At 61.4% G+C, this 24,807-nt stretch carries 22 protein-coding genes; 8 read left to right on the top strand and 14 right to left on the bottom strand.

Annotated elements, in window-relative coordinates; all coding sequences use genetic code 11:
* Positions 1-6 precede the first annotated feature (6 nt).
* Positions 7-1,188, bottom strand: coding sequence for an acyl-CoA dehydrogenase (locus tag J8C01_RS04070; protein WP_211432469.1), 1,182 nt, complete (start codon positions 1,186-1,188; stop codon positions 7-9).
* A gap of 225 nt (positions 1,189-1,413) precedes the next feature.
* On the opposite strand from J8C01_RS04070, the gene J8C01_RS04065 reads away from it, so the two are divergent.
* The 3 genes from J8C01_RS04065 to J8C01_RS04055 are packed head-to-tail and all read left to right on the top strand — an operon-like array spanning position 1,414 to position 4,205.
* Positions 1,414-1,767: a putative quinol monooxygenase gene (locus J8C01_RS04065; RefSeq protein WP_211432468.1), complete on the top strand. Its 354-nt coding sequence runs from the start codon at positions 1,414-1,416 to the stop codon at positions 1,765-1,767.
* Entirely contained in the window at positions 1,764-2,198 is a 435-nt protein-coding gene (locus J8C01_RS04060) for a hypothetical protein (protein WP_014099325.1), read from the top strand. The genes J8C01_RS04065 and J8C01_RS04060 overlap by 4 nt, the downstream gene beginning before the upstream one ends.
* A 54-nt stretch (positions 2,199-2,252) precedes the next feature.
* Entirely contained in the window at positions 2,253-4,205 is a 1,953-nt protein-coding gene (locus J8C01_RS04055) for a dehydrogenase-like protein (protein WP_014099324.1), read from the top strand.
* 9 nt (positions 4,206-4,214) lie between these two features.
* Here J8C01_RS04055 and J8C01_RS04050 read toward each other — a convergent pair whose 3' ends face one another.
* The 4 genes from J8C01_RS04050 to J8C01_RS04035 form a co-directional block, all read right to left on the bottom strand.
* Positions 4,215-4,865, bottom strand: a complete 651-nt coding sequence (locus J8C01_RS04050) for an STAS domain-containing protein (RefSeq protein WP_014099323.1) — start codon at positions 4,863-4,865, stop codon at positions 4,215-4,217.
* 232 nt (positions 4,866-5,097) lie between these two features.
* Positions 5,098-5,259, bottom strand: a complete 162-nt coding sequence (rpmG, locus tag J8C01_RS04045; RefSeq protein WP_014099322.1) for a 50S ribosomal protein L33 — start codon at positions 5,257-5,259, stop codon at positions 5,098-5,100.
* Positions 5,260-5,344: 85 nt separating this feature from the next.
* Positions 5,345-6,289 (bottom strand): DMT family transporter, encoded by a 945-nt coding sequence (locus tag J8C01_RS04040; RefSeq protein ID WP_014099321.1) that lies wholly within the window; start codon positions 6,287-6,289, stop codon positions 5,345-5,347.
* Complete coding sequence (locus J8C01_RS04035; RefSeq protein ID WP_014099320.1) at positions 6,289-7,974, bottom strand: LIC_10190 family membrane protein; 1,686 nt, start codon at positions 7,972-7,974, stop codon at positions 6,289-6,291. The genes J8C01_RS04040 and J8C01_RS04035 overlap by 1 nt, the downstream gene beginning before the upstream one ends.
* 274 nt (positions 7,975-8,248) lie before the next feature.
* Here J8C01_RS04035 and J8C01_RS04030 point away from each other — a divergent pair, with 274 nt between their 5' ends.
* Positions 8,249-9,286: a Gfo/Idh/MocA family protein gene (locus J8C01_RS04030; RefSeq protein ID WP_014099319.1), complete on the top strand. Its 1,038-nt coding sequence runs from the start codon at positions 8,249-8,251 to the stop codon at positions 9,284-9,286.
* Positions 9,287-9,350: 64 nt separating this feature from the next.
* Here J8C01_RS04030 and J8C01_RS04025 read toward each other — a convergent pair whose 3' ends face one another.
* The 6 genes from J8C01_RS04025 to J8C01_RS04000 form a co-directional block, all read right to left on the bottom strand.
* Positions 9,351-9,881 carry a DUF3299 domain-containing protein gene (locus tag J8C01_RS04025; protein ID WP_211432467.1) on the bottom strand — a complete coding sequence of 177 codons (531 nt, stop codon included), beginning with the start codon at positions 9,879-9,881 and terminating at the stop codon, positions 9,351-9,353.
* A 96-nt stretch (positions 9,882-9,977) separates the two neighbouring features.
* On the bottom strand, positions 9,978-10,664 hold the full coding sequence (locus J8C01_RS04020) for a zinc-ribbon domain-containing protein (protein ID WP_211432466.1): 687 nt from the start codon (positions 10,662-10,664) through the stop codon (positions 9,978-9,980).
* 47 nt (positions 10,665-10,711) lie between these two features.
* Complete coding sequence (locus tag J8C01_RS04015; protein ID WP_014099316.1) at positions 10,712-11,971, bottom strand: type IV pilus twitching motility protein PilT; 1,260 nt, start codon at positions 11,969-11,971, stop codon at positions 10,712-10,714.
* Positions 11,972-12,187: 216 nt separating this feature from the next.
* Positions 12,188-12,688 (bottom strand): transcriptional regulator NrdR, encoded by a 501-nt coding sequence (gene nrdR, locus J8C01_RS04010; RefSeq protein ID WP_014099315.1) that lies wholly within the window; start codon positions 12,686-12,688, stop codon positions 12,188-12,190.
* A gap of 138 nt (positions 12,689-12,826) precedes the next feature.
* Entirely contained in the window at positions 12,827-13,996 is a 1,170-nt protein-coding gene (gene yhbH, locus J8C01_RS04005; protein ID WP_014099314.1) for a sporulation protein YhbH, read from the bottom strand.
* 81 nt (positions 13,997-14,077) lie between these two features.
* The gene (locus J8C01_RS04000; protein ID WP_211432465.1) at positions 14,078-15,220 is read right to left on the bottom strand and encodes an alpha/beta fold hydrolase; all 1,143 of its coding nucleotides are present in this window, start codon (positions 15,218-15,220) and stop codon (positions 14,078-14,080) included.
* 383 nt (positions 15,221-15,603) lie between these two features.
* Between J8C01_RS04000 and J8C01_RS03995 the strand changes: the two genes are divergently transcribed.
* The 4 genes from J8C01_RS03995 to J8C01_RS03980 all read left to right on the top strand — a co-directional run bounded on the left by J8C01_RS03995 (position 15,604) and on the right by J8C01_RS03980 (position 19,550).
* Positions 15,604-16,095: an ATP-binding protein gene (locus tag J8C01_RS03995; protein WP_014099312.1), complete on the top strand. Its 492-nt coding sequence runs from the start codon at positions 15,604-15,606 to the stop codon at positions 16,093-16,095.
* Positions 16,096-16,299: 204 nt separating this feature from the next.
* Entirely contained in the window at positions 16,300-16,644 is a 345-nt protein-coding gene (locus J8C01_RS03990; RefSeq protein WP_014099311.1) for an STAS domain-containing protein, read from the top strand.
* A 119-nt stretch (positions 16,645-16,763) separates the two neighbouring features.
* On the top strand, positions 16,764-17,723 hold the full coding sequence (locus tag J8C01_RS03985; RefSeq protein WP_211432464.1) for an NAD-dependent epimerase/dehydratase family protein: 960 nt from the start codon (positions 16,764-16,766) through the stop codon (positions 17,721-17,723).
* 90 nt (positions 17,724-17,813) lie between these two features.
* Positions 17,814-19,550, top strand: a complete 1,737-nt coding sequence (locus tag J8C01_RS03980; RefSeq protein ID WP_211432463.1) for a tetratricopeptide repeat protein — start codon at positions 17,814-17,816, stop codon at positions 19,548-19,550.
* 6 nt (positions 19,551-19,556) lie between these two features.
* On the opposite strand, the gene J8C01_RS03975 is transcribed toward J8C01_RS03980, so the two are convergent.
* From J8C01_RS03975 to J8C01_RS03965, 3 genes are read right to left on the bottom strand one after another with little or no spacing between them, the layout of a single operon-like run.
* Positions 19,557-20,930 carry an FAD-binding oxidoreductase gene (locus tag J8C01_RS03975; RefSeq protein WP_211432462.1) on the bottom strand — a complete coding sequence of 458 codons (1,374 nt, stop codon included), beginning with the start codon at positions 20,928-20,930 and terminating at the stop codon, positions 19,557-19,559.
* Complete coding sequence (locus J8C01_RS03970) at positions 20,927-22,882, bottom strand: hybrid sensor histidine kinase/response regulator (protein ID WP_211432461.1); 1,956 nt, start codon at positions 22,880-22,882, stop codon at positions 20,927-20,929. The genes J8C01_RS03975 and J8C01_RS03970 overlap by 4 nt, the downstream gene beginning before the upstream one ends.
* The gene (locus tag J8C01_RS03965) at positions 22,818-24,794 is read right to left on the bottom strand and encodes a hypothetical protein (protein WP_211432460.1); all 1,977 of its coding nucleotides are present in this window, start codon (positions 24,792-24,794) and stop codon (positions 22,818-22,820) included. Before J8C01_RS03965 ends, J8C01_RS03970 begins: the two co-directional genes overlap by 65 nt.
* Positions 24,795-24,807 lie beyond the last annotated feature (13 nt).

Here is a 24,807-nt window from a genome sequence, read left to right as displayed (position 1 = left end):
CGCAGCTCAGTCGGCGAGCAGCAGCTTGGCAATCGTGTTGAGCTGCATAAACGATGTGCCCTCGTAAATCTTTCCGATCTTGGAGTCGCGGAAGTATTTTTCGACCGAATACTCTTTGGTGAAGCCGTAGCCGCCGAAAATTTCGACGACCTGGGAAGTGACACTCTCCGCCACCTGTGACGCAAACCATTTCGTCATGGCGGCTTCCTTGACGAAGGGCTGTCCGGCATCCCGCAGGCGGGCAGCATTGTACACCATCAGGCGCGCAGCCTCGATGTGCGTGGCCAGTTCGGCAATCTGGTGCTGAATGGCCTGAAAATCGGCAATGCGTTTGCCAAACTGCACCCGCTCCTTGGCATAGCGGATGCCGTGCTCCAGCGCGCCGGCAGCTACACCAACCATTTGCGCACCGATGCCAATTCGCCCTTCGTTCAACGTTTCGATGGCGACCTTGTAGCCCTTGCCAACCTCTCCCAGAACATTTGACTTTGGCACGCGGCAGTTTTCCAGAATCAGCTCACAGGTCGAGGACGCCCGGATGCCCAGCTTGTTTTCCTTCTTGCCGACGGAAAAGCCCAGCATGTCGCGTTCGACCAGAAAGGCCGTGATGCCTTTGTAGCCAGCTTCCGGGTTGACCGTCGCAAAGACAATGAACAGCCCGGCTTCGGCGGCATTCGTAATCCAGAGCTTGCGTCCGGTGAGTTCCCAGAAGTCGCCCTTGTCCACGGCGCGGCAGCTCAGGGCAAAGGCATCGCTGCCGGAACCGGCTTCAGAAAGGGCATACGAGGCCAGCATGTTTGTAGCCAGTTTGGGCAGGTATTGCCTTTTCTGCTCCGGCGTTCCCCAGCGTAGCAGCGCATTGTTGACGAGCGTGTTCTGGACATCCACGATGACCGCCGCCGAGGCGTCCACCTTGCCCAGTTCCTCAACAGCGAGCGTGGCCATGAAAAACGTTCCGCCCGACCCTTCGTACTCGACCGGAATCTCAATGCCCATCAGACCCAGTTCAAAACACTGCTTGAGAAGCGCAGGTTCAAAGACGCCTTCTTCATCCATGCGGGCCACATGCGGACGGATGCGTTCACGGGCAAAATCGGCAACACTGTCACGAAACATGCGCTCATCTTCGGAAAGGGTGGTCAGCGCGGGGACAGGTGACGCCACCGGAACAGGTGCAGCAGCAGACATCGCAGAACTCCTTGATTTGACAAATGTGAGGTAAGCAACGTTTTTCCTGTATAACACGGCCGGTCGGAAAACCGAATCAGAGTGTGAAAGTTCATCCCAGGACGTACTGGTTGTGCCTGGCCGATGGCTGATGACTTGCTTGGCTTCATGCCTCACGGCATCATGGCGGTCGGCTTTGGTCAGGCAGGGCCTTTACAACTCCCCCAAGGCCACAAAGGAGACGACATGACACCCGACGGCCCGGTTGCCATCATGGTGCGGCTTACGGCTCGCCCAGGCTGTGAGGATAAGGTCGGGGGTGCGGTCAGCGCGCTCATCGAACCCATCCGCCAGCATCCTCACTGCCTCTACTATGACTTCCACGTGCGGGCTGATGACCCAGCCAGTTTTGTGTCCTATGAAGTGTGGACCAGCTTGGAAAACTTCCGTACCCACCTTGCCTCTCCCTTCATCGCTGCCCTCCAGGAATCGGCCCGGGAACTGCTTGAACATCCACTTGCCTACGACATCCTGTACAGCGTCAGGCCGGCCAGGGCGGGTGAGACCGTTCCTTTCGCAGAAGGAACCGAGCCGTCGTGAATCCCCAGGTCTATGTGGCCAAGCAGCATCTGTACAAATACCGGCAGGCGCTTTTGCGGACGCTGCGCGAAGTGACCGCCCGGGACATCACACTTCCATCCATCTTTGAGCCAGCCATGAGCTACACCGACAGTTGGCATGAAGTCGGTGAGCTGGCCCTGCTGGTGTGGCAGTTGAGCGCGCTGGCCAGTGACCGTTTCGACGCCCATCCCCAGTGGGAGGCCGTCGCCAACGAGACGATGCGCTTTCTGGCGGAACACTGCGCCGGTTGCGGAAAACGGCTGGACGTGCTGGCCGTGCGTTTCTGCCCGGACTGTCTGACGACGCTCGACGCACCGCTCCGCTATGCACTCCAGGACAGTGAAGTTGCCCGGCAGATTGCAGCCTACCTTGCCGACCAGAACCCCACAAATGGCGAAGACGATGCCTGACGGCAGAGGGGCACGTATCCTGCCGGCGATGGAGGTCTGACGCGCTGGATTGCCATGAAACGACCAGTTCAGGACCCCCGCACGGGGCGCTTCACCTATGCTGAAACCCCTGTCCCACGTCTGGCGCCGGGCGGCGCGGTGATTCGCGTCAGCCAGTGCCTGCTGCACGCCGCCGCGACGCTGGCGGCAAATGAAAGGCCGGCCGCGTCTGAAGCGCGCACCGGCACGGAAACGACGGCGCTGGCGCCGGCAGCCAAGCCTGGACTCGTCCGTCGGGTGTGGTCTTCCTTTCGGCAGGCAGGCTTCAAAAAGGCTTACGAAACCTTCGTCACGCGCAAGGTGACGCTCTTCAGCATCGAGCACGGCGGCGTCGGCGTCATCACGGCCGTTGCACCCCGCAGTGGCTTCCAGATTGGACAGCGGGTGGCCTGGGTTGGCTACGGGCAGGACCTTCCGGGCCCGCTGGTTTTTGTCGCCACGAACCGCCTGGTGGCCATCCCGGAAGACGTGCCCGACGATCTGGCACTGCTGGCGCTTCCGGGCGGCATTGCCTGGCGGGCCGTTGAGGCGGCTGAAGTGCGTCTGGGACTGCCGGTAGGCGTCGGCGGGCAAAACCTGGCCGGACGACTGGCGCGTGGGCTGTGCCAGCTTGCCGGAGCCGACCTCTGTGACCTGAACGCCGCGCCGCCCCGTGCGCAACGCCTCCCGGTGTTGATTGTCACCGACACAGCCGCCGCCGAACGCCTGACGCCGTGGCTTTCCAGTCTGGCCCAGCCACAGGCGCGCCTGATTGCCAGCCTGCCGATGCTGCCCGAAGCGGCCTGGGCCGCCTGTCGCGCCCAGGAAATGCAGATACAGTTTACCTGGTTTGGCGGACGCGGTGAGCAGGACCCGCTGGCGACGGCAGCCTCACCTCTTCCAGCCATGGAGTCCTTTCTGCGTTTTGTGACGGCACTGCCTCCGCCGGGACGCCCGGACATCGAGCGCCATGACTTCGATGCCATTGATGCCGCCGTACGGGAGATGCTCCGCACCGACGCCGCGCCGGGCCGGGCCGTGGCCGTCACCTATCCGGCCACGGTTGAGGGAAGTCCAACCGTCCGGTTCGATGTCGGCGTTGCGCGCCCCAAACTCAGCGGCATGGTCGGGCTGGCCGTGATTGCCGACACCGGACAGGAGGCGCTGCGGGAACTCATCCCTTCCAGACAGGTTCGCGTGACGGGCGTTGTGGCACCCACCCCGGAAAAGGCACGGCAGCTTGTGAAAGCCTTCGATGCCGAATACGGCACGAATGACGTGTCGCCCCTGGGTTCTGACGGCAAAACCGACGTGGTGCTGTTGGGACGCACCGGAGACGCCTTTCGTCTTGCCTGTGAGGTTTTGCAGGGTCGGCTGCCGCTTTTTCTGACCCAGTTGCCTGCGGATGAGGAAAGCGAACTGGAGGAAGTGTTCCGGCTGGCCATGGCGCAGGACGTACCGCTGATGATTGGCTTTGCCCGGCTGACGACGCCGGCTTTTGCCGAATTGAAACGGCTGTACACAAATGCTCCGTCCTGGCTGCGGTATGACTTCCACGCCACCTGCCCGGCACCTTCTGCCGAGGCGACATTCCGGCTGGCTGAAGCCATTCTGCTGGCGATGAGCTTCACCGACAGCGTCCCGGAGCGGCTCTATGCTCAGGAAGTCAGTTATGAACGCCTGACGACGCTTGCCCTGACGCTGGCACTCGCCGACGGGAGCAGCGTTCACATCAGCGCCACGTTCGGGGCAGAAAGCCCGCGTGAACGGCTGGCCGTCCAAACACCGGCTGGCTACCTTGAGCGCGAAGACCTTACGCCGTCACCTGCCAGCCAGCGGGCTTGTTTCGAGGGTTTTCTCCGGGACTTGGCCGAGGGGCGGGCCCCCACCTTCCCAGTCATCCGCCTGCAGCAGGCCGTCCGAACGGCGCTGCGCAGCCGCGACTCCCTGGCCTTTGGCACGGTCATCGGCCTGTCGGCGGCAGGTTAGGCCGTGTTTCTAGGAAGAGGAAGGCTTGGCGCGCCGTGAACGGCTTTTCTTCAGTGGCGGGGCATCAGCGGCCTTGACAATCCGTGGTTGGGGAGCCGCCGGTGCCGGTTTGACATCTGGCGTCTCCGGTGCTGCCGGAGACGCCTTGGGGGTAGAAGCGGCTGACGTCGCCGGCGCGGAAGCGGCAGCAGAAGGACGTTTGACAGCTTCAGGGACAAGCGTCGGCGGGTCGTCTTCCTCCGGGTGCGCAGTCTCAGTGCCAGTTGTTCCAAAGCTGCGGATGGCGGCTTCCTCGTCCGTCCAGATGTCAAACACGCTGTCCAGCTTGGAAACGGTGAGAATTTGCCGCACAGCCTGCGATGGATTGAGCAGTTTGAGCTTGCCACCGGCGCGTTCCGCATGGTGATAGCACTCGATGAGTGCCCCAACGCCGGTGCTGCTGATGTAGCTCACGCCACGCAGGTCAATGAGAAAGTTGGTGTGGCCGGAGGCAATGAGGTCATCCACGCGCGTGGTCAGTTCTTCCTGCGCCGTACTGGGGGCAAGGCGTCCCACGACTTCCAGGACACACACACCGTTGACCTTTTTTTCCAGACGGTAACGTGTCGGACGCCGGGCAATCGGGCGTCCTGCTCCGCTGTCGCTTTCAGAAGATTTCATGACTTGCGTGCCGTTGGGGAGAACTGGGAACGCCCCTGTTCGGCTCTTGAAAAGCTTGGCTGGTTGCTCGCTTGTGTACTGCTACACTAGCGAGCGTAATGCGCTGGGTCAACCTTTTCAGCAGGAAAAAGGCGTCGGTGAACCCGCCGCAGCGCCCTGGACAGAGAAAACAGCGAGGGCGCCAGCCTGCCGACTCGCGCCCTGCCCACATTCCACCGTACCGTTGAGGTCGCTACTTGGACTCTTTGTACTCCACGTGCCGCCGCACAATGGGGTCATACTTTTTCAGCACGAGACGCTCACTGGTGTTCTGCTTGTTCTTTTCCGTGTAGTAGCAATGTGAACTGGCTGAACTCTGCAACTTGATGTTGATGCGCTTGCTTGCCTTTGCCATAGGGCGGGACCTCCTTTCGGTGCCTGACTCAAGAAACCGGGAGCAAAACTGAAGCCAGTGAGTGTCGTCATTTTGGTGAAGTGGGTCAAGTCTTTTTGGTTCCGGCCAGGACTTCGGAAATCACGACTCCAGCAATGGTCAGCAGGCCGCCGACCAGTTCACGGGGGCCAAGTCGTTCAACGCCGGCCAAAAAGGCGATAAGCGCGGCAAAAACCGGTTCGAGCGTCAATGTCAGGGCCGTCTGCGTCGCGGAAACATGCCGCTGCGCCCAGGTTTGCAGGCGATAGCAGAGAATCGTTCCAAACATGACCAGGTAGAGCAGTTCCCACACCTGGTTGGCCGTCAGGGACAACGGCCGCAGTTCCGGGGTCAGTACATCCGGCAGCGGCAGGGCAAGTTGCACCCAGCCGGCCACCGCCAGCCATCCGGCTACGGCCACGAGCACGGAGACACCGAGCTGCACGAGGTTGAGGCTGTCCACATCCGACTGCCCGGCATAACGCTCCATCAGGACGATGTGAACAGCAAACGGGACGGTGCATCCGAACGACACAGCATCACTCCAACGCCAGCCACGGGACGCATCATCGGGAAAGCACAGCAGGGTAAAACCGATGAACGCCACCATCAGGCCGAGTAGATTCGCAGCCGTCGGACGCTGCTTTCCAAACCACACTCCGAACAGCGGAACGAGCAACACACTGGACCCGGTGATAAATGCCGCTTTGGAGGGACTACCGCTCCAGGCCAGCCCCTGCGCCTGCAGGACGTAGCCCAGCCCCAGAAAGACGCCGAGCCACAGCCCATGAAGCAGTGTCCGCGACGGCAGCCGCCGCAATCGCCCGCCCCACACCAGCAACATCAGCCCCACGGCCAGCCCGAACCGCACCATGATGTAGCGCATGGGCGCGAGACTGCCGGGATGTGCCGGATTGGTAACATCCTGCGCCACAACGAATGTGCTGCCCCAGATCGCATTCGCCACGATCAGCCCCAGCAGCGCCCAGCGGTGCAGCGTCATGGCTGCCATCAGAAGGCTTCCCTTTCCGGCACCGGCCCCCGGATGAAACCGGCCGCAACGCCGCGCCGGGGATCGCTCAGGCGGACGGTGGGATCAATGTTCGAGCCACACGGGAGCGGACTGTCACCACAGCGCGGAAAGATGCCTGGCCGGGGCACCGGCTGGTAGAGCTTCATGCCGTTGACATCAGTGAGGACAACCGGAACCGGCGTCAGACGCGGCGGACGCACCAGCGGCAACTGCGAAGGAAAGGGGAGCAGGCATAGCTCCACACTCCAGACCAGGAGCGGAGACCACCGGGGGAACGTCCTCGAAAGCTGCGCCAGCCCCAATGCCAGCGGGACGACGAAGTAGCCGACACCAAACCGCAGCGACGGAGCCTGAAGCAGTACATAGAGACTTCCGAGCCACCCGGTTCCCAGCGCCCACCGCCAACTCGCAGGCACGGTCTGCCACCGCACCAGACAGACCAGTGTCGCCAGACCGCTCCCGGCCAGCAACCCGGCGGCGACGGGTTCGTGCGTCGGCCAACCTGGAAGCCAGTGCCAGTCCAACCAGCCGTTGAGCGGACCTGTACTGTAGCGGGCCACGGCCAAAGCTCCCCAGTCCCAGCGCGCCTGATCACGAATCACCGTGGTCAGTGACCGGGGGATGCCGGTCGAGTACTGCCACGGATTCATCTCATAGCGCCACGCCACCGGCAGCGCCAGCAGCTTCGAGGGAAAGAAGGGACAGCCGGAAGTCAGCACCCGCGCCAGCGTCACCGGCAGAAGCGCCACACTTTCAAGGGCAACGAAGGCAATGAGCGCCGTCCACCGGCGGCGGGCGGCCGACCTCCACACCAGCCAGCCGGACAGCAGCAGCAACGGGACGGCCGTCAGCTTGATGGCAGCCGCCATTCCAGCCAGGGCGGCCACTGCCCAGTCCCGGCCCCGGCGGGCGGGCAGCGGCAGGGCTTCGCAGTCGAGCATCATCCACAGCACAACGATGATGAGGGCCGCCGTCGGCACATCCGGCGATGAAGATGCCAGCAGTCCTTCCACCGTGCTGAGCGCCCCAACCCCCAGCGTCGTGGCCCAGACGAAAAACCAGTCGCCAGGGCGGCCGGTTCCGCGATACAGCCGCCAGCCGGCCAGTCCAGCCCCGATCAACCACAGCGCCAGAGCAAAACCACCGGACAGCCCCGCCGCGCGTGTTTTCAGGCCGTCGTGCACACAGGGCGCAAAGAGGGCAAACCACGACGAGGCATAGCCCAGTTGCACATCGAGCAGGGCCGTGCCTTTCACCACGCCATACTCGGCCAACCAGCGCATCGCGGGGTAGTGGTAAATCCCGGTGTCCACCAGTGTGACGGGAGAAACGGCAACCGCCGCCGCTGCCAGCAGGGCCAGTGCAGACAGTCCGGCTGCCGCCGACAGACGCCGCTTCCCCCACTCGGACAGACGGCGATGGGCTGGCTTCACCCGCTGTAGCCACAGGAGCAGAATGACAGCCGTCAGGGCGGCGACCCAGGGCGCGAGTGGGAGCAGGAAGGCCGTGCTTAACCACAGGTTGGACAACACCCCGACCCCAAACCACAGGCTGATCGTGAACTGCTCAGACGTGCTGGAAAAGACAACCTTGGAGAGGCAGACCCGCCCGATCAGGCCCGCCAGCACAATCATGAGTGTCCAGATGGCAAGGGTAAGCAGCATGTCGCAGGCTTCAGTGGCACCGGGTCAGTCCGGCAAAACACCTGCGAGGCCGGTTCCACAGACAAAGGATGCCAGTGCCGCCGGTGACTGGCTCCCTTCCCGGCATCCCGCTTGACGGACCCAATGACCAAAACCGACCCGCTCCACCACTGAACGATGTATATTCGGAAGCAAGCCCGATTGCACTTGGACGGCTGCGCTTTTGGCCAACCCCGGCGCATGTTCGGACGCCACCGGCCGGCCAACCTGTATCCAAAAACCTGACGAGACCTTTATGAGCCAAACCACCTTTCATATCGCCGTCATCGGGTGTGGTCACTGGGGACCAAACCACATCCGCACATTTTCGTCCTTTCCCGAAGCCAAGGTCGTCGCGGCAGCCGATGTCAGCCGCCAGAACCTGGAACGGGTCGGCCGGGCTTATCCGGGACTCACCCTGTTTGAGGACTACCGCCGGATGCTGGCTGAAACCGACATCCATGCCGTCGTTATCTCCACGCCGACAAGTACACACCATGCCATCGTCCGGGATGTCCTGCTGGCCGACAAGCACGTTCTGGTCGAAAAACCGCTCTGCCGCACAGCGGAAGAGGGCGAGGAACTCGTCACCCTGGCGGCTGAACGGAACCGATTGCTGATGGTCGGGCAAGTCTTCCTGTTCAACCGTGGGATTCTCAAGCTCAAGGAATACCTGCAATTTGGCGATCTGGGGCGGATTTACACCATGGTTTCGACCCGCACGAACCTGGGGCCGATTCGCAAGGATGTCAATGCCGTTTATGACCTGGCTTCCCACGACATCGCCATTTTTGACTTTCTGACCGGCGCTACACCACTCGAAGTTTCGGCTTCGGGCGCGGCCTATCTCCAGCCCGGCATTGAAGACCTGGCGTTCATCACCCTGCGCTATCCCAACGACCTGCTGGCGCACGTCCATGTGTCGTGGCTCAACCCGCGCAAGGTGCGCGAGATTACCATTGTGGGCGACCGGAAAATGCTCATCTGGGATGACCTGGCCACCATTGGGCCCATCTGTGTCTATGACAAGGGTGTGATCCGTGAGCCGTACTACGAGGATTACGGGCAATTCCAACTACTTGCCCGTGAAGGCGACATTTCCATTCCACGCATTCAGCTTGAAGAACCGCTCAAGGCACAGGCGCGCTACTTCCTCGACGGGCTGCGGCGGGGAAGTCTGACGGTTTCCGACGGCAAAAGCGGTTTGGCTGTCGTGCGTACGCTCGAAGCCATTCAGACCTCACTTGCCCAGCGCGGCACCCCGGTGAGCATCAGCCGGACAAAACCGGCGTGACGTGACAAGCCTATGGTTTCAGGCCGTTTCCGGTTGCACCGACAGACCGGGAGCGTGGGGGCTTTCACACCAGCTTCCGCGCCCGCGCATTGACAATCCGGTAAAGGCTTTCGACGGCTCCGCTCTCCCGGCGCTGCACCCCAACCTGAAGTGTGCCGATGACCGCCACGGGGTAGTCACTGGCGGCGCTGAGTTCCTGTCCCGGTGCGAGGGTCACGAAAATCATCTGCTCGATGCCCGGCCCATCACCAAAGCAGCAGGCCAGTGGAACTTCAATGAGAATGAACCGGCGGATTTTCCCATCGCTGATGCCAAGCGGCACCATGAAGCCGTTGATTTCCACCTGCTTGCCGTTGAGCTGCTGGGCGCGTGGCGGAAAGACGACTTCCCGACCGTTGACCTGCACACCATCCAGATCGCGAAACCGCAAAACCGTTGGTGCCGGTGTCCTGGCCCCGCCGTGACTAACGGACCCGACAAGCAACCACAGGGCTACAAGCAACTTATTCACACGTGATTTGACCTGCATCACGTTGGCTTCAACCTCAACAACAATGCCATAGAAAATCCAAGTGCGCCGGGCACGCTTCGGCACGCCCTAGCATGCCATGACGCCAGCGATTTGGACACGCTCCAAGCCTGCCCACCCTTCAGGCATCGCGCACCCTGCGGCTTCCAACGGGAGGCGGGGCTAAAATGGGCTTAGCCCCGCTGCTGCGTTGTAACCGCGATACAGTTCGTTGAAGTCACGGATACTGCGCTCCAGTATCTGGTTGATGGTGTCAATGTCAGAGGTGTTGATGGTGAGGTTGACGCCGTTCAGAAACGCCATGTACGTGTCAAGCGTCTTGACCTGCGGTGAGACCAGAACGAGGTACGTCCGACGCCGGTACTTCGGAGGCAGTGAGTTGATATGCCGAAGGATAGTGATGCCGCCCTGGTTGGCGCTGTCAAATTGCGGGTCAAGCAGTACCATGTCCACCCTTGAGTCCCGCATCAGCTCAATGGCTTTGGATACTTCGGTACAAACTGTCGGGGCATACGCTTGGTGGTCGAGTTTTTCGAGCACGTGTTGAGCCTGCGCCGGGTCTGCCAGACAGAGCAGTGTCTGGCGGCGCTGCCAACTGGCCAGTGGTCCCGTCGAACCATCAGCATTGCGGGCGGTTTGCCCGGTCAGCAGGGCCACAAGTTGCATGATGGCATCCTGATTAGCTTGCATACGCTTTGGTGCTCCGCGCAACGTGGGAGTAGCTTTTGGCGGTGGCTTGACCGTCATCCCGAAGCGACACTTCGGGCAGTTGACCTGAAACGGCTTGTCCGGCAGGTTCTTTTCCTGAATGTCGAACTTCGCGCGACACTGCGTGCAGACAACTTTCATGAGTCGTCATCCACAGGCCGAAGGGAGGTGGCAGCAGTTTCCCGCCGTCACCGTTCGATGATGTCGAGCATGGACGGGCGCGGCGTCTCGGTCGTGTTGCGCACCGGCGGCGCAATCGGACGCATGCCCCCCAAGGTTGGACGCAACCCCTGTTGCTCCTTCTGCATGCGGTTGATCTCGCTGCCCCCGGCACCGGCAAAATCGCTGGAAGAGCCAAGACCGGAAAGGCGCAGCAGGAGGTTGTTCTGATTGGTGGCGAAGGCCACACCATCTTCCTGCGTAATGATGCCCTCCCGGATCATCCGCTCAATCACCTGATCGAAGTGCTGCATGCCGTCGAGCGAACCATCTTCCATGGCATCCAGCAGTGACTTCCCTTCACTTTCACCCTTTTCGATGTACTCGCGGGTACGGGGCGTGGACTTCAGGATTTCCACCGCCGCGACCCGCCCTTTGCCATCCGCCCGTGGGATCAGACGCTGGCTGATGATGTAGCGGAAAGCCTGCGCCAGCCGTACACGGATGACGTGTTCCTCATTCTTCGGGAAGATACCGATGATGCGGTCCACCGTCTTGGAAGCGTCTGTGGTGTGCAGGGTTGAAAACACCAGGTGACCCGTTTCGGCAGCTTCCAGCGCGATTTCGGTGGTCTCCAGATCGCGCATTTCACCCACAAGGATGACTTTCGGTGCCTGCCGCAGGGCTGCCCGCAAGGCCAGCGCAAAACTTGGCGTGTCGCTGCCGAGTTCACGCTGATTGATGGTGCAGTTTTTGTGGGTGTGCAGAAACTCGATGGGGTCTTCAATGGTGACGATGTGGTAGAACTTTTCCTCGTTGATCTTGCGCAGAATCGCCGCCAGCGTCGAAGACTTGCCGCTGCCGGTCGGCCCCGTCACCAGCACGATCCCATTTTTGAGATTGGCAATCTCGCCCAACTGCGGCGGCAGCCCCAGCGACTCAAGCGTGGGGACTTCCGTCGGAATGACGCGCATGACGATGGAATACGTCCCACGCTGCGAGAAGATGTTGACACGGAAGCGCGTCCGGGAAGGCAGACTGTAGGAGAGGTCCACGGAACCCGTCTGCACCAGCTTCTCCGCTGCTTCGTGGTTTCCGGCCATGAGCGCCATGGCGATGATTTCGGTCTGGTAGGGGGTCAGGTTGCGCAGCCCCTTGATGTCCACCGGAACGAGCTTGCCGTTGAGTTCGACTTGCGGCGGACGCCCGACGGAAAAGTTCAGGTCACTGATTTTGTCATCTACCGCCAGCATGCGTTCGATGATCGGTGGCAGGTCAAAGTAACTCATACGCCTGTACTCCCTGTTCCCCGCCCTTTCTCGCGGCTGTGGTCTGTGGTTGCAGCAACCATGGCCTGCCGTCAGGCAGGTCGTTGTAGCCCCGTCCGAAAACCGGTCCTTGTGATTCCGGCACGCTATACCAGTACCGCAGCGGGTGCAAGCGGCAACCTGGTTGAAACAACGGTGGCGACGCAGCCGTGCGGCCGCACGCTTCCAGTCCTAAACTCAGGCGGAAATCCCATTCGTGCCACGTCTCCGGCGGGACGTGGTCGGGGTTGACTTCACGAGCGATTTCAACTCGGACATAAACTCGGTCACATCCTTGAACTCCAGATACACCGAAGCGAAGCGGACGTAGGCCACTTTGTCCAAATCCTTGAGCCGGCGCATAATGAGTTCGCCAATCTTCTGTGTTGACCGCTCCCGGTCACGCGATTCCTGAACGTATTTCTCGACCGCATTCACAATGGCTTCGAGCTTGGCGGCCGGCACAGGACGTTTTTCGCAGGCCCGGGCCAAGCCCGCCAGCACCTTCTGCCGGTCAAAAGGTTCCCGCCGGCCGTCTTTCTTGATGACCATGTAGGGGATTTCATCAATCCGTTCATAAGATGTGAACCGTCGTTCACATTTCAGACATTCACGACGACGGCGGATGACATCGCCTTCACGGCTTTCGCGCGAGTCCACAACCTTATCTTCAAGGTTGCCACAGTACGGACACTTCACGTTGCTGCTCTTCCCGTCGGTTACGTTAAGACCCGCTCCAGCTCGTCTGGCCTGAAACTTGTGGGCCGTGAGCGGAGTTTCGGCGTCACCACCCGCGGCGGCCGACGGCCGCCACCCAGTGGGCTTCAGCGGTTCAGGTCAAACCTTGATGTTGCGCGCACCAAAAAACTCCTTGAGCGCCGGATACACGTCTTCCTTGCTGTCAATGCGCACTCCGATAAAGCGTTTCTGGTGCTTGAGATGTTCCTTGAAAATCGAAAGCAACGCCCCCGACGAACGTCGGTAGCTGGACGCCCCTTCATCTCCAATTTCGCCATACCCAAAGAGATTGCACGTGGTGATGAGCTTGTCGGCAAGCCGGACGGCTTCCTCGTTGTCACTATAGTAGTTGTCACCATCCGAGAAGTGAAACGGATAGATGTTCCAGTCCTTCGGAGGGTAGCGTTTGTCAATGATGTCGAGCGCCAGTTTGTAGGCGCTGGACACCACCGTGCCGCCGGATTCCCCTTGGGTGAAGAACTGCTCCTCGGTGACTTCCTTGGCCTCGGTGTGGTGGCTGATGAAGACAATTTCGACGTTGTCGTACTTGGTACGCAGAAAACGCACCATCCAGAAGTAAAAGCTGCGAGCGATGTATTTCTTGAACTCACCCATCGAGCCGGAGACATCCATCAGCGCCAGTACGACGGCATTGGACTCGAAACGGACATCTTCCTCCCAGCTCTTGAAGCGCAGGTCTTCTTTTTTGAATCCGCCCACCTGGGCGCGTCCCCTCTCGATGGCATTGCGTTTGATGTTCTCGATAATCGAGCGGCGCTTGTCGAGGTTGGAAAAGGCTCCGGTGCGGCGAATTTCCGTGAAGCGGGTGGTGCGGGCCGGCATCGCCTTGTTGGCACGCTCTTCGAGAAACGGCAGTTCCAAGTCCTCAAAAATGAGCGCCGCGATGTCGTCAATGTTGACCTCCGCTTCGTAGTATTCCTGCCCGGCATCGCTGCCGGCCGGCCCCGTGCCGCCTTTGCCCGGCCCACTGCCGGACTGGCCTTCCCGCGCCACCACATCGCCCACTTTTGAGTTGCCGTCCCCTTGGGCGACATGCTTCTGCTTGTTGCGGTCGAAGCGGAATTTGTACTCATCCAGCGACCGAATGGGCACCTTGACCGTCTTGCGTCCATCCGAAAGGATGATGGCCTCGTTGGAAACAATCGAGCTGAGGTTCTTACGGATGGCCTCTTTGACGCGCTCCTTGTGGCGCTCCTGGTCAATGACGCCCTTGCGCTGAAGGCTCCAGTCATGCTGCTGAATCGCCATTGGTGTACTCCCAAAGCGCCCCTTGCCTGAAGGGCCAGGGCGTGCTGCCAAAGTTGTGCCTTGCCCGACACCACCCACGGGCTACTCCGCCGGCGATTTCTCTGCCGCTTGGGGTGAAGTGGTATGGGGTGGCGTGGTGTCAGCCGAAGCGGACGTGTCGGGCTGAACAGCCACGGCCAGGTTGACCGGGGCTCCAGTGGAGGATGCACCTGCCGCCAGAGCCGCCGTGGCTGAAGCCGCCAGAGACGGCACCGGACGCACCGCCTGCCGCCGGCAAAAGTCAAGGATCAGAGCCGTGGTTTCTTCCGGGCGTTCCTCCTCCGGGATGTGTCCACAATCGGGAATGACCACAAATTCGGCCTGTGGAAGACGGGCGCGCAGACGAACACCCAGCGTAACCGGAATGGACCGGTCATACTCTCCCCAGATGATCAGCACCGGGACGGTGATGCCGGACAACTCCTGCTCGATCCAGTTCAGGTCCCACTGGCGGGCCGTTGTCAGAGCGGCGCGTTGTCCTTCCACGGTTCGCAACGCACGAAAGTATGCCGTGATCCGCTCCGGCGTCACCACCTGCTGATCGTGGAAGAACCCACGCAGCAGGGTCTCCGAAGTCTGCCGGGTTGCCATCAGCAAGGGCACGGCCGCTTCCCCAACCAGCCAGGTCCGGGCAATCCGGGCATAGAGACTGAATGGATACTGCCGCAAGGGTGCATCGTTGTAGGCCGCGTCAATGAGCACCAGTCCCGTCACCCGCGAGGCCCACATCAGGGCGCAGGCCAGTGCCACTGCACCGCCAAAGGAGTTGCCCACAAAGGTGGCGGTCTCGATACCCAGCCGGTCAAGCAGCCCAATCACGAGTTGAGCATGGTCCTGCACGTGGTAGCGGCGGTCGGCCGGTTTTTCCGAAAAACCGAACCCCTTCAGATCGGGTGCAATCACCCGGTAGCCAGCCGCCGCCAGTGGCTCGACCACATCTTTCCACGTGTAGTTGGATGAACAGTAGCCGTGGAGCAGAAGCAGCACCGGCGCGTCCGGGGCGCCAAATTCCTGGTAGTGCAACCGCACACCATCCACCACCGTAAAGCGACTGGCATCCGGGTGCGGTAGTTCACCCACGTAATCAATCCAGCGCACATCGCGCGGACGCTTGAGATACTGCCAGGCCAAACCACCGGCCAAGGTGGCTCCCCCCAGCGCTGCCAACCATTGTTTTGCTTTCACGAAATCACTTCCCCCAAAAACGACAAGCTCAGAAGCCCCATACCTGAAGCCCGCCTGTGAACCGTCCCAGCACCAGACGTTCACGGGTCGTGACGGGTCGTTGTCCACCTTTCCACCAAGTCTTCAGGCAGATGCTCAAAGCGGCATACGGCGCCGGCCCACCACACCGGGACCGGCAGACCATCTTACAGGACGGTCGCCCTCAGTCGGAAATCATAGCACGAATTGCCCACGGCCATGACGCCCCCTGCCTTGACGCTCGTTTTCACCGCGTGTTATCTAGCCGAGCCAGTGGCGCTCAAGGCCAGTGGCGCTCAAGTTGTTGGGGATGTACCGGGATTCAACTTCAGTCGGCGTGCAGGCGGGCAACAATCGTGAAAGCAATGCCAGATGACATTCAGGGTGCGGCCGATACGGTCATTGAAGTCACGATTGCAAGTCACTACCGGTTCGTGGAAATGGTTGGGGCCGTTGCCGACCAGTTGACACAACTGGCGGGATTCGAGGCTGAAAATGCAGACTGGGTTGGATTGGCCGTTCGGGAATCCATCGTCAACGCCATCAAGCACGGTAACCAACTCGATATTTCCAAACCGGTTCAGGTTCGCTTTCAGTTGACGGATGAAAAACTCATCGTCGTCGTACGTGATCGTGGCCAAGGCTTTGATGCCGATCACCTGGCTGACCCGCGTGACCCGGAGAACCTGCTGAACCCCAATGGCCGGGGCATTTTTTACATGCGAACCTTCATGGATACCGTCGAATTCCTGCCCCATCAGCAGGGCGGACTCGAAGTGCGCATGGTGAAGTACCGCCCGACCAGCCAGGCCCGCAGCAACGGCAGTAGCGCCAGCCACAGCCGCAGCCGAGACTGAAAGCAGCCGGGACAGATGTCTGATGGCAGGTCGGGGAGCCATCTGTGGGGTCCATTCCCCCCTGCAACCTGCCCCCGAACCGGCGGCGGAACAAAGTTTGAAAACCAACCTCAAGACAGCAATGATAGGCTGCCACCGACAAACAGACTTGAATCACACCGGCGCACCGGCCGATATTTTTCAGCGAAGGAGTCCCGCGTCCGTATGTCACTGACCATTTCCCATCGTACTGTTGGCGATGTCGCCATCCTGGACCTCAGCGGCAAAATCACGATTGGTGAAGGCAGCGTCCAACTCCGGGAAGCTGTCAAGTCCCTGCTCGAAAATGGCAACAAAAACATCCTGCTCAACCTGGGCGATGTGAGCTACGTGGACAGCTCCGGGATTGGTGAACTCGTCCATAGCTACACGACGGTCAAAAATCAGCAGGGGCAACTCAAGCTGCTGAACCTCACGAAGAAGATTCAGGACCTGCTGATGATTACCAAGCTGCTGACGGTGTTCGATACGTTCGACAACGAAGCCGACGCTATTGCCAGCTTTTCCTGAAGCGGCTTTCCTGTTTGCATTTCCGGCCTTTCAGTCTCCTCGACCTCGCTGGAGTGGGTGCCGGTATCCCAATCTCCAGGGCTGCTGGCTGAAACGGTCCCTTCACGCCACACGTAACGATGGCACGGATTCTGGTCACGGGCGGGTTGGGTGTCGTTGGCACCTGGCTCGTCCGTGAGCTTCGTGAACGACATCACGATGTCATCTCCTGTGACCTCGCGCACCAGCCCGACGAAGTCGCGTTTGGGCTGCACGGAGACATCCGCGAACCGCGCTATGCCCGCTGCGACATCAGCGAGTTTCGCCAACTCGTCCGCCTGTTTGAGCACTTCGGCCGTTTCGACTACGTCTTCCACTGCGCCGCCGAGTTTGGACGCTGGAACGGAGAAGATTTCTACGAAACGCTCTGGCGCACGAACGTCATTGGCACCAAGCACCTGCTGCGCCTCCAGGAAAGCCAGCGGTTCCGGATGGTGCACTTCTCTTCATCGGAAGTCTATGGCGACTATCCCCACCTGATGGCCGAACACATCACGGACGAAGTCGAAATCAAGCAACTCAACGATTACGCCCTGTCAAAGTGGGTCAACGAGATACAAATCCGCAACGCCATTGCCCAGCATGGCGTCGAAACAGTTGTCGTGCGCCTGTTCAACACTTACGGTCCGGGTGAGTACTACAGCCCTTACCGCTCGGTGAACTGCCGCTTTCTCTACTGCGCTCTGCACGGCCTGCCGTGGACAGTCTATCGCGGCCATGCCCGGACTTCCACGTTTCTGGCCGACACCATCCGCACGCTGGCCAATCTGGTCGAAAACTTCAAGCCGGGCGAAACCTACAACATTGGCGGCGACCAGCTTCACACCATTGAGGAACTCTCCGACCTGGTGCTGAAGGTGACAGGTGCTTCACCCACCCTGGTACGCTATGCCGACGCCGAACCGTTGACGACCAAAATCAAGCTGGTGGACACCAGCAAAGCCGTACGCGATCTTGACCACCGCAACACCTACAGCCTCGAAGAAGGCTTGCGCCTGACGGCCGACTGGATGCGGCAGGTATATAAACTCGACAGGTAAGCTTCCGGGCACTCCCGGCAGCCTGTCCTTTCACTGGTCCAACCTTCCCCTATGCCCTTCTTACGGACGCGACATACCCTTTGGCCCGCCATGCTTCTTGCCTGGTGGGTGCTGGGCTGGACGGCTGGAGCCGGCGCGGCACAAACCCAGTCACTATCCGCTCAGGCCAACATCGTCGTGGGAACGGATGAGCGGCTCTTTGTGACGCTCGCCGCGCTCAATCTGGCCGGCTTCGACGCCGAAACGCCGGACGCGCCGCCCAATGAAGTCCGGGCACAACTGCTCCGTGATCTCCAGCAGGCCACCCCACCTGAAATCACGGAAAAGCTGCGCGCTTTCTGGAAACAGTTGCCGGAAGCCGAGCGCAACCGCCCAACCCTTCTGGGCAGCGCCGTGGCACTGGCCCTGCTGGCGCGCCCGCTGCCGGATTTCACCCTGCCGCCCACCGAGACCCTGCCGCCAGATGTGCGTCCTCTGGCCGGTCTGGCGCCACTGGTGGCCGAGTTTGCCGCCCGCTCCCCGGTGCGGACGGCATTTCCCAAATACGCCGCCAACTACACGGCCTTTACCGAACGGCTCCAGTCCATCGCTGATGAAGAAACCCTCCGCCTGCTGACGTTTCTGCACACGCAGCCCATCGTCACGGCCCGGGACGCGCCGCCCATTGCCGATCTCGACACCCTGACCAGTGCCAACCTGCCGGCCGGTGAACTCCGCGAACGTACCCGGCGGATGTTCATCCTGCCTGACCTGCTGGGCCCGGTGGGGCGGGTTGTCACGCGCAATGACATTCTGAACGGTGCAGACCGGCGTACCTACCGCCGGCCCGGAGACGAGTTCTTTCTCGTCGTCAGCGCCCCTTGGGAAGCCCCCAACCGGGCTATCCGGCGGGCATTGCTGCGCTTTCTTCTGGAGCCGGTCATTGCCCGTTCGGGCAAACTCATCGCCGACCGGCGTACTGCCATTGTGAAACTGGCCGGCAGCCTCCCCAATGCTGATCCGGCCTTGAAAAGCAACGTCTTTGAAATCGTCCGGGAATCTCTGAGCCGGGCCATCGAGGCCCGCCTGTCCATTCAGGCAGTGCGGCAGGCCGTGCGCCAGGCGGACGATGCCGCCGAACGGGCCCAGCTTCAGCTTGCCGATGAAGAAGCGCGCGTCGAACTGCTGGGCGTCTGGGAGCGTGGCGGCGTTCTGGCCCTGCACTTCTTCGAGCAGCTTGCCGCACTTGATGAAACCGGCGTGGACATTCTCGACTGGCTTCCGCGCATGGTGTCGGGTTTTGACGCTGAACGCGAACGCCGCCGCCCGACGGAACTGGCCGCCCTGCGCGCCCGGGTCGAAGAGCGCCGGCAGCTTGTCCGCGCTGCCCCGGCGGCTAGAAACCTTTCGCGCATCGAGCAGGCCGACGCCCTCCTGCGCGCCAAAAAATACGCCGAGGCGCGGCAGGTACTCGAAGCCCTGCTGCGTGAAGACCCCCAGGATGCCCGCGCCGCCTTCGGCCTCGCGGAACTCACGGCCAAACAACCCACCACTGTGGAAACGGACCCTGCCGCCGATGAAAGCGAACAGTTGGCCGCCCTCCAGGAACGGCTCGAACAGGCCGTCGAGCTGTACGAACGCGCGGCCCGGCTGGCCAAGCCCGAAGAACGCTGGCTGGCATCGCGGGCCTACGTCGCCATCGGCAAGATTTACGACCTCGCCGACCGGCGGCCGGAAGCCCTGGCTGCCTACGAGCGGGCCATTGCCCTTGGCGACGTACGGGGCGGTGCTTACGCCGAAGCTGTGGCCGGAAAGGAACGTCCGTTCCGCCCGGACAAACAGCCCTGACGCCGCCTAGTCCGGCGGCACAAGGCCCACGCGCCGCGCCAGATCGGACGAAAACCGGCCTTCGGGATCAACCGTCTGCTTGATCCGTCGCCAGGTTGGAAGCTGCGGATACATTGCCTCCAGATGCTGCGGTTTCAGACGGGCATCCTTGCCCAGATAAATCCGTCCACCGGACTGCACGACGAGTTCATCCAGCCGGTCGAGCAGGGCAAACATGGCGTCTCCGCTTACCGGAATGTCGAGCGCCAGCGTGTAGCCCGGCATGGGAAAGGACAGCAGCCCTTCCTGGGGCCCGAACCGCTTGAGCACCGCCAGAAACGAAGCGATTCCGGCCCGGCTGAGTTCTTCCAACAACCTGATGAGCGTTGCACGGCTTGTTTCCAGAGGAATTACCGGCTGGTACTGGATGAAACCACGCCGGCCATAGACCCGGTTCCATTCGAGCACGGCGTCCAGTGGATAAAAGTACGAATCGAAGTCCACGACCACGCCCGACGTTGCCTTCGGGTGCTTGTGGTAAAAGACGGTGTTGAAGGCTCTGACCGTCCAGGCATTGATGACGCCGTTGGGAAAGGAAAAGGGCACAGTCACTTCGGGCTTGCGCGGCAGCCGGAGTGGCTGTGTCCGGTAGCGGGCCGGCAGGTCGGCCAGCGGCAGGTGATCGCCGCGCATCAGGACGCTGCGCCCCAGATGTTTTCCCCGGGCCAGACAGTCAATCCAGCATACGGCATAGCGGTAGTGATGGTCTTCGGCTTCACAGCGTTCCAGCGTTTCGTCCAAATCGCGGGTACGGCGGTAATCCACGCTGACGTAAGCCGTCTCAATGCGGCGCAGCTTCAGCGCCACCGTCAGGATGATGCCCGTCAGGCCCATGCCCCCGGCCGTGGCCCAGAACAGGTCGGACTGTTCGGTTTTGGAACAACGGCGTACCTGGCCGTCAGCGGTCAGCAGGTCAAACCATTCCACGTGACTGGAAAACGAACCGTCGCCGTGGTGATTTTTTCCGTGAATGTCACAGGCCAGCGCCCCACCCAGGCTGACGTACTTTGTTCCCGGCGTGACCGGCAGGAACCAACCCCGTGGAACGAAAACTTCCAGAATGTCCTTAAGCCGCAGCCCGGCTTCGGCGACAAGCACCCCGGCGGTCTCGTCGAAAGCCAGCATGCGGTCAAAATGCACCTGTTCGACAACGACGCCCGACGTGTTGAGGGCAGCGTCGCCGTAGCTGCGGCCATAACCGCGCCCAATGAGTGAAGGATGAGTGTCGTCACCGAGCAGTTCCACCAGGTTGCCCTGCCGGGCCGGACGCACCACCTTTGCCGTGGCCACCGGAAAACGTCCCCAACTGGTCAGGCGCACGGTACGCTGGGCAAGGCTCATGGTTTGGGTGAATCAGGAAACAGCCGGCTGAGAATGGCGCCCAGGGCATCTATGTCGAATGGCTTGGGCAACTTGGCCGCGAAGCCATAGGCCCGGTAGTTCGCCATGATGCTGTCGTCGTGATAGCCACTACAGACAATGGCCGTCACCTGCGGATCAAGCTGCCGCAACCGCTCCAGCGTTTCCCGTCCCCCCATTCCACGGTTGATGTGCAGGTCGAGAATCACCGCCAGAAAGGGAGAACCATTCGCCATGGCTGCCTGGTAGCGTTCAATGGCTTCTTCTCCCGCCCGACAGGCCACGACCCCATAGCCAAAGGTTTCCAGCGCCGTGCCGAGCATTTCCCGAACCAACTCATCGTCATCCATCACCAGCAGGCGGCGGTTGGCAATCCGGTCAGCTTCATCCCCGGTCAGCACCGCCGATTCCAGCGTGACTTCCATGGTTTTTCTGGCCGGCAGATAGACATCGAAACGTGTCCCGACGCCCAGGGTTGAAGTCACGGCGATGTGGCCGCCGTGTTTGGAAATCACGCTGTAGACAATCGCCAGCCCCAGGCCATGGCCGTCGGCTTTGGTTGTGAAGTAAGGATCAAAAATCCGTGACAGATGTTCCGGCGCAATGCCAGAGCCGGTGTCGGTGACGCTGATGTGTACATAATCACCCGCCGCCAGGCCCGGCACATCCTGTCCCGCCAGAGTGCGGTTCTGAAGATGAACCCGCACCTGCCCGCCCTCTGGCATGGCATCCGCCGCATTGGTGGCCAGATTTTGAAACACCTGACTCAGTTGACCGACATCCGCCCGCACGCGCCACAGAGGTGTGGAGCAATGGAAGGCAACCTCCACGCCGCGGCCTTCCAAGATACACTGCATGGGTTCGACGACGAACACTTCCGGCGAGACATTTTCCAGAACCGGGTCGCCGCCCTTGGCAAAGGTCAGAAGCTGTTTGGCAAGCAATTTGGCGCGTTCCGTAGCGCGCTCGATGGATTCCAGCCGGCGCTGGCTCTCCTCTCCCAGGGACGTATCGCGTTTGATAAGGCCCAGATTGCCGGTGAGCACGGCCAGCAGGTTGTTGACATCGTGGGCAATGCCGCCGGCCAGCGTCCCCAGTGACTCCAGTTTGTTTTTCTGGAGGCGCTCTTCCTGAAGCAGCGTCTGGGCAGCCTGCTGCGCTTCCTGCAGGCGGTGCAGTTGGGTGATGTCAGAAACAAAACCCGTCCACAGCGTACTACCGCCAGACAGCGCTTTTGGAAAGGCGATGCAGTAAAACCAGTGTTCTTCGCCCGTGCGCACGTGGCGGAGCGGAAACTTCCACTCCCACGGGCTGCGGTTGGCGGCTGCCGCTGCGAAGCTGTCCCGGGCCTCGCGCCGATGTTCGTACGGCACGTGCTCCCAGAAACAGCCTTCATGCATCACGATGTCCTTGGCTGTGATCCCCCACAGGGCTTCCGTCTTGTTGCTCAGGTAGGTAAAGCGTCCTTTCCCGGCAGCATCGTAGCGGTACTGGTAAATCACGCCCGGCACCACCGCCAGGACATCCCGCAGGCGCTGCTCCACCTGATGCGTCTCGTCCAGCAGGGTGTTCATGAACTTGGTGTAAATGACCATGTAGCGCCGGCCGCCTACCTCGGCCAGCGACAGGCACAGGGTCAGTTCAGCCACATTGCCATCCGGGGCCTGCCCTGCCACGGTCGTGGTCAGTTGCTTCTGCTCGGCCAGTTTTGCGTAGAGTTGGTCGCGGGCCGCTTCCGAAGGAAACAGGGAAAGCTCCTTGGTTTCCCGCCCGATGAGTTGTTCAGCAGTGTAGCCGGATTCGTTGGTAAAGGCCTGGTTGACGGCGACAACGCGGCGGGTGGCGTAGTCCACAACAATGATGGGGATGTCAAGACTTTGAAAGACCGCGGCAAACAGCTCTGGCGCGACAGAATCGTTTGTGGGATGACTCATGGTGATTGACTTGCCCTGGTGACACCGCCGGAGAACCCATCATTGGCACGGGTGGGGGATCAGCCGCCCGCCGCCGGAACAGCACGACGCCAAAATCTTCCCATTTACCAAACACTTGCGCAACTTCGTAGCGCTGGAGCACCCAAACCATGACCTGGCGTCCGTAGTTTGGGTCTTCACCAAACCAGCCGACACCATACCCCTGCATGTCGCGCCGGGTCAACGCAATAACATCCGGCGGGTGACGTTCGAGTTCCGCCACGACGGCGGCTTCGCCCCCTCCGGCGGCCAGATAATACGGGTCAAAAGCCAGAAGGGATGTCGGACAGGTGCGCCGCAACCAGTAGTTGAGGGCAATGCCTTCCGGCAGCACGAGCAGCGTCGCTTCCGGCGGCAGTGATTGGCTCAGACTGGCCGTGGTTTCGGCCAGCACCTGCCCCACCGGCGTCCAACGCGGGCCGTAGGTCAGCAGCCGATCACCACCCGAACCTACCGGCTGCGTTTTTTTCCCGTAGTGATCGAAGGCAAGCTGAAGGTGTGCTGTCACACATGCGAGCAGAACACCAGCCGCCACACCGCTTGTGAGCCAGCCCGTGCCAGCCTGCTGCCCACGCAACAGGGCCGGCAGGACAAACAGCGCCATCGTCGCCAGAAACAGAAAGGCCGGAAAGGCAAGAACAAATCCGTAGTGATGGAGGCGTGCCGCCAGACCAAGCCGCCCGATGAGCACCAGCGCCAGCAGATTCCACATCAGCAGCGGCAACCAGCGCCGGCCGAGACGGTCGCGGTCAGTTTCCCACTTCACGGCACAGACGAGTCCGACGGCCGTCAGCGCCAGAAGCACCGGAAAGGGTTTGGCGAACCGCTCCCATGGCACGAAACGATAAGCCAGCCAGCCGCTTGATAATGCGCCGACCAACGCACCCGCCCGATGCCACCGGTGCGCCAGCCACCTTTCCCCGCCCAGCACCACCAGCCCGGCCAGGCTGACGATGCCACAGCCGGTCGTGATGTCGGTGACGTGCTGCGCCCAAGCGTCGAGGCCAAGTCCCTGCCGGTAAAATGCCTGTTGCGCCGGGTTGGCCACCACAACCGTCGCCAGGTTGCCCAGTGCACCGCGCAGGGCCAGCGTGAGCGGCATGTGCAGCGCAAGGTAGGCCACAAACCCCACCGGCAGCACCAGCGTGCCACCCAAAAACCAGCCCGACAGCTTCCACAGGAATTGACCACGAATGCCAAGCCGCGCCATCCCGACAACAAAGCCGGCCAGCAACGCCAGCCCTGCGGCCAGGGTAATTTCAAGCTTCGTCAGGCAGACGCCGCCAAAAAGCAGCCCGCTCAGACCCAGCCACCAACCCATGCGCCGGGCAGCAGGCGTACCATTTTCTGCCCGGAGTTGCCAGGCATGGGTCGCGGCGCACAGTGCACCAACCGCCAACAACACGCCGCGAACCGGCTCGTGGCGGTATGGTGTCAGGTAGTTGTAGTTGGCCAGCGGGCCATACTGCCCGAAGGCAAACAGGCTCAGAAACAGCAGCCCGGCCACCAGCCCGGCCAACGGCGAGACACAGCGGGCGAAATAGCCCCGGATGAGTTCCGTCAACAGGGCCAGCAGCACCAGATTGACCCAGATGAGCGTTGTCAGGGAAACGCCGAACACGGCAAAGGCCAGCGCGTTGCCGTACTGCGCCAGCGGCCCACCCAACCAGACCATATCCCGGTAGAGGTGCTTTCCCTGCGTGATTTGCCACGGCACATACAACTCGCAGCCAAAGTCCACCACCGGGTCGCCCCACTTGCGCCAGGTCAGCCCGGCCAATACGGCAAGCAGGGCAACCAGCAGGACGCGCTGCTGCCAACGGCGGCGGGAAGTCAGGTCTGGTTCATCCAGCGGACTCAGGTTGGCGTTCATATCCGGGGCGAAC

Source organism: Chloracidobacterium sp. D (genome assembly GCF_018304685.1).
GTDB lineage: Bacteria > Acidobacteriota > Blastocatellia > Chloracidobacteriales > Chloracidobacteriaceae > Chloracidobacterium > Chloracidobacterium thermophilum.
This window is presented reverse-complemented; position numbering and strand designations above follow the sequence as displayed.

What these genes read in the sequence shown, in the direction of transcription:
- J8C01_RS04070 (WP_211432469.1), bottom strand. Translation starts at nt 1,188, where the DNA reads ATGTCTGCTGCTGCACCTGTTCCGGTGGCGTCACCTGTCCCCGCGCTG.
- J8C01_RS04065 (WP_211432468.1), top strand. Translation starts at nt 1,414, where the DNA reads ATGACACCCGACGGCCCGGTTGCCATCATGGTGCGGCTTACGGCTCGC.
- J8C01_RS04055 (WP_014099324.1), top strand. Translation starts at nt 2,253, where the DNA reads ATGAAACGACCAGTTCAGGACCCCCGCACGGGGCGCTTCACCTATGCT.
- J8C01_RS04050 (WP_014099323.1), bottom strand. Translation starts at nt 4,865, where the DNA reads ATGAAATCTTCTGAAAGCGACAGCGGAGCAGGACGCCCGATTGCCCGG.
- rpmG (WP_014099322.1), bottom strand. Translation starts at nt 5,259, where the DNA reads ATGGCAAAGGCAAGCAAGCGCATCAACATCAAGTTGCAGAGTTCAGCC.
- J8C01_RS04040 (WP_014099321.1), bottom strand. Translation starts at nt 6,289, where the DNA reads ATGGCAGCCATGACGCTGCACCGCTGGGCGCTGCTGGGGCTGATCGTG.
- J8C01_RS04035 (WP_014099320.1), bottom strand. Translation starts at nt 7,974, where the DNA reads ATGCTGCTTACCCTTGCCATCTGGACACTCATGATTGTGCTGGCGGGC.
- J8C01_RS04030 (WP_014099319.1), top strand. Translation starts at nt 8,249, where the DNA reads ATGAGCCAAACCACCTTTCATATCGCCGTCATCGGGTGTGGTCACTGG.
- J8C01_RS04020 (WP_211432466.1), bottom strand. Translation starts at nt 10,664, where the DNA reads ATGAAAGTTGTCTGCACGCAGTGTCGCGCGAAGTTCGACATTCAGGAA.
- J8C01_RS04015 (WP_014099316.1), bottom strand. Translation starts at nt 11,971, where the DNA reads ATGAGTTACTTTGACCTGCCACCGATCATCGAACGCATGCTGGCGGTA.
- yhbH (WP_014099314.1), bottom strand. Translation starts at nt 13,996, where the DNA reads ATGGCGATTCAGCAGCATGACTGGAGCCTTCAGCGCAAGGGCGTCATT.
- J8C01_RS03995 (WP_014099312.1), top strand. Translation starts at nt 15,604, where the DNA reads ATGCCAGATGACATTCAGGGTGCGGCCGATACGGTCATTGAAGTCACG.
- J8C01_RS03990 (WP_014099311.1), top strand. Translation starts at nt 16,300, where the DNA reads ATGTCACTGACCATTTCCCATCGTACTGTTGGCGATGTCGCCATCCTG.
- J8C01_RS03985 (WP_211432464.1), top strand. Translation starts at nt 16,764, where the DNA reads ATGGCACGGATTCTGGTCACGGGCGGGTTGGGTGTCGTTGGCACCTGG.
- J8C01_RS03980 (WP_211432463.1), top strand. Translation starts at nt 17,814, where the DNA reads ATGCTTCTTGCCTGGTGGGTGCTGGGCTGGACGGCTGGAGCCGGCGCG.
- J8C01_RS03975 (WP_211432462.1), bottom strand. Translation starts at nt 20,930, where the DNA reads ATGAGCCTTGCCCAGCGTACCGTGCGCCTGACCAGTTGGGGACGTTTT.
- J8C01_RS03970 (WP_211432461.1), bottom strand. Translation starts at nt 22,882, where the DNA reads ATGAGTCATCCCACAAACGATTCTGTCGCGCCAGAGCTGTTTGCCGCG.
- J8C01_RS03965 (WP_211432460.1), bottom strand. Translation starts at nt 24,794, where the DNA reads ATGAACGCCAACCTGAGTCCGCTGGATGAACCAGACCTGACTTCCCGC.